Annotated in this window: 3 protein-coding genes; 2 read left to right on the forward strand and 1 reads right to left on the reverse strand. The window is 45.7% G+C overall.

Going from position 1 to position 3192, the window contains the following annotated elements:
• Window positions 1-19 precede the first annotated feature (19 nt).
• Window positions 20-346 carry a thioredoxin family protein gene (locus tag PN499_RS03030; protein WP_272030214.1) on the reverse strand — a complete coding sequence of 109 codons (327 nt, stop codon included), beginning with the start codon at window positions 344-346 and terminating at the stop codon, window positions 20-22.
• Between the two features lie 229 nt (window positions 347-575).
• Between PN499_RS03030 and glpX the strand changes: the two genes are divergently transcribed.
• Window positions 576-1613 (forward strand): class II fructose-bisphosphatase, encoded by a 1038-nt coding sequence (gene glpX / locus PN499_RS03035; protein WP_007355648.1) that lies wholly within the window; start codon window positions 576-578, stop codon window positions 1611-1613.
• A gap of 265 nt (window positions 1614-1878) precedes the next feature.
• The gene (locus tag PN499_RS03040; RefSeq protein ID WP_272030216.1) at window positions 1879-3165 is read left to right on the forward strand and encodes a glutamyl-tRNA reductase; all 1287 of its coding nucleotides are present in this window, start codon (window positions 1879-1881) and stop codon (window positions 3163-3165) included.
• Window positions 3166-3192: the final 27 nt, after the last annotated feature.

Below are 3192 nucleotides of genomic sequence, written 5' to 3' on the forward strand. Positions count from 1 at the left end.
CCTAGCCCCTAGCCCCTTCTCATACGTGCTCGTCGAGCATTGCCGCTAACTTTTGCTTAGTAATAGCGCCCTCGTAGACGGCAACCACCTCAGAGCCCTTAAAGAGTCTGAGAGCTGGCACTCCTTCAACCTTGTACTGCTTAACAGCAATGGGATTGGGGTCTATTTCCATCTTAACGACCTTGAGGCGATCGCTATAGTTGGAGGCTACCCAGTCCACAGAAGGTGCAACCAACTTGCAAGGGCCGCACCAAGCAGCCCAAAAATATGCTAAAACAGGTTGCTCTGCTTTCAAAACTTCGGTTTCAAATTGCTCGTCGCTAATGACTAAAACGCTGCTGCTCATGGCTCTCCAATCTGACAGTACCGCTGGAAACACACCGATCTCGGACTGTATATTATATCACTTATGTCTCGATTCCTCAGTTTTCCCCGCCAATCCATAGTCAGCAGCAAAACTTAACACAAACTGAAGTAAACCCCAACGTTAACGAGATCCCCGCCTCTGATAGACTTTAACACTGGGAGTGCTAGAGAATACAGGCACGGACGACTTAATTGGGAGGATATACTTCGTGGATAATGTAATCGGTTTAGAGATTATTGAGGTAGTTGAGCTGGCTGCGATCGCGTCATCTCGCTTGATGGGTAAAGGCGACAAGAATGAAGCCGACCAGGTAGCCGTAACAGCTATGCGCGATCGCATGAACAAAATTCATATGCGCGGTCGCATCGTCATCGGCGAAGGCGAACGCGATGATGCTCCCATGCTTTATATCGGCGAACAAGTCGGCATTTGCACCCAGGAAAATGCCAAAGATTTTTGTAACCCCGATGAACTGATGGAAATTGACATCGCCGTTGACCCCTGCGAAGGCACTAACCTAGTGGCCTACGGTCAAAACGGGTCAATGGCAGTGCTGGCAATCTCCGAAAAAGGTGGTTTGTTTGCAGCGCCTGATTTCTACATGAAAAAGCTAGCAGCTCCAGCAGTTGCCCGCAATCATGTAGATATTAATAAGTCAGCTACCGAAAACCTGAAAATTATTTCAGATTGCATGAATCGCGCCATCTCCGACTTGGTGGTGGTGGTAATGGATCGCCCTCGGCACAAAGACTTGATCAATGAAATTCGCGAAGCAGGTGCAAGAGTGCGCTTGATCAGCGACGGCGACGTTTCTGCTGCAATTTCTTGTGCATTTTCCGGTACAAACATCCACGCACTGATGGGAATTGGTGCTGCACCTGAAGGCGTGATCTCAGCAGCGGCGATGCGCTGTTTGGGCGGTCACTTCCAAGGTCAGCTTATCTACGATCCAGACGTTGTAAAAACTGGCTTGATCGGTGAAAGTAAAGAGGGTAATCTTAAGCGGCTGAAAGAAATGGGTATCACAGACCCAGACAAGGTTTACAATGCCGAAGAGTTAGCATCTGGCGAAACAGTCTTGTTTGCAGCCTGCGGCATCACTCCTGGTACACTGATGGAAGGTGTACGCTTCTTTGCAGGCGGCGCACGCACCCAAAGCTTGGTAATTTCTTCTCAGTCAAAAACAGCTCGGTTTGTGGATACAATCCATATGTTTGATGAACCGAAGGCACTGCAATTGAAGTAATTGTTAGTTGTTAGTTGTTAGTGGTTAATTGTTAATGGTTAGTTGTTGATGGTTAATTGTTAATGGTTAGTTGTTGATGGTACGCTAGTAGTTGTTGGCTATTGCTGACCATCAATAATTAACAGTTAGCAAGCATCAATAATTATTAATCAACAACAGTCATCAATAATTAGCAGTCAACTAACAACCAACGACTAACAACTAACAACTAACAACCAACCATTAACAAATTAGCAATTAACCATTAGCAATTAACCATTAGCAAATGAATATTGCAGTCATAGGTCTTAGCCATAAAACAGCGCCAGTGGAAGTTCGGGAAAAACTGAGCATTCCCGAAACAAAAATAGAAAGCGCGATCGCACAACTTTGCGGTTATCCTCACGTTGAAGAAGTTGCTATTCTCAGCACTTGCAATCGGTTAGAGATTTATATAGTCACCAGTGACACAGAACCGGGAATTAGAGAAGTTACTCAATTTCTATCTGAGTCGAGCAAATTGCCTCTGGTTTCTTTACGACCTCACTTGTTCATGTTGCTGCACGAAGATGCAGTTATGCACCTGATGCGAGTTGCCGCAGGACTCGATAGCTTAGTGCTGGGAGAAGGGCAAATTTTAGCTCAGGTGAAACAAACTCATAAACTCGCACAGCAGTATAAAGGAATTGGTCGCATTCTAGAACGCTTGTTTAAGCAGGCGCTCACAGCAGGAAAGCGAGTTCGCACAGAAACTAGCATTGGTACTGGTGCTGTTTCTATTAGTTCTGCGGCGGCGGAACTAGCTCAAATGAAGGGCAAAAATTTAGCCTCTAGTAAGATAGCGATTCTCGGTGCTGGTAAAATGTCCCGGCTTTTGGTGCAGCATTTGCTATCAAAAGGTGCTAGCGAAATTTCGATTATCAACCGTTCTGTGCGGCGCTCGGAAGAGTTGGCAAGTCAATTTAAGGAAGCGCCATTGCACCTTTATCCGCTGTCGGAAATGATGCAAGTTATTGCTGCGTCGGATTTGGTTTTTACCAGTACAGCCTCAACAGACCCGCTGTTAAATAAAGCTAAATTAGAAGCAGTTTTAGGTCTGAGTCAGTCTTTAATGTTGGTGGATATTTCGGTTCCGCGTAACGTTGATGCTGATGTTAATGACTTGCCGAACGTGAGAGCGTTTAATGTAGATGACCTGAAAGCTGTTGTAGCTCAAAATCATGAAACTCGCCGCAAGATGGCTCAGGAAGCTGAGGGTTTATTAGAAGAGGAAATAGCAGCGTTTGATGTCTGGTGGCGGAGTTTGGAGACGGTTCCAACTATTAGCTGCTTGCGGGATAAGATTGAATCGATTCGCGAACAAGAGTTAGAAAAGGCTTTATCCCGTTTGGGTTCTGAATTTGCAGAAAAACATCAAGAAGTGATTGAGGCTTTGACTAGGGGGATTGTAAATAAGATTTTACACGATCCGATGGTGCAGTTGCGAGCACAGCAAGATATTGAGGTGCGCCGCCAAGCGATGCAGACTTTGCAAACGCTTTTCAATCTTGATGTGGGTAAGCAGTTCAGTTAAATGTAGTAGAGTGGGCGCGATCGCGCC

Origin of the sequence: Kamptonema animale CS-326 (genome assembly GCF_028330895.1) — a bacterium.
In the GTDB taxonomy this organism is placed as follows: Bacteria; Cyanobacteriota; Cyanobacteriia; order Cyanobacteriales; family Microcoleaceae; genus Kamptonema; species Kamptonema formosum.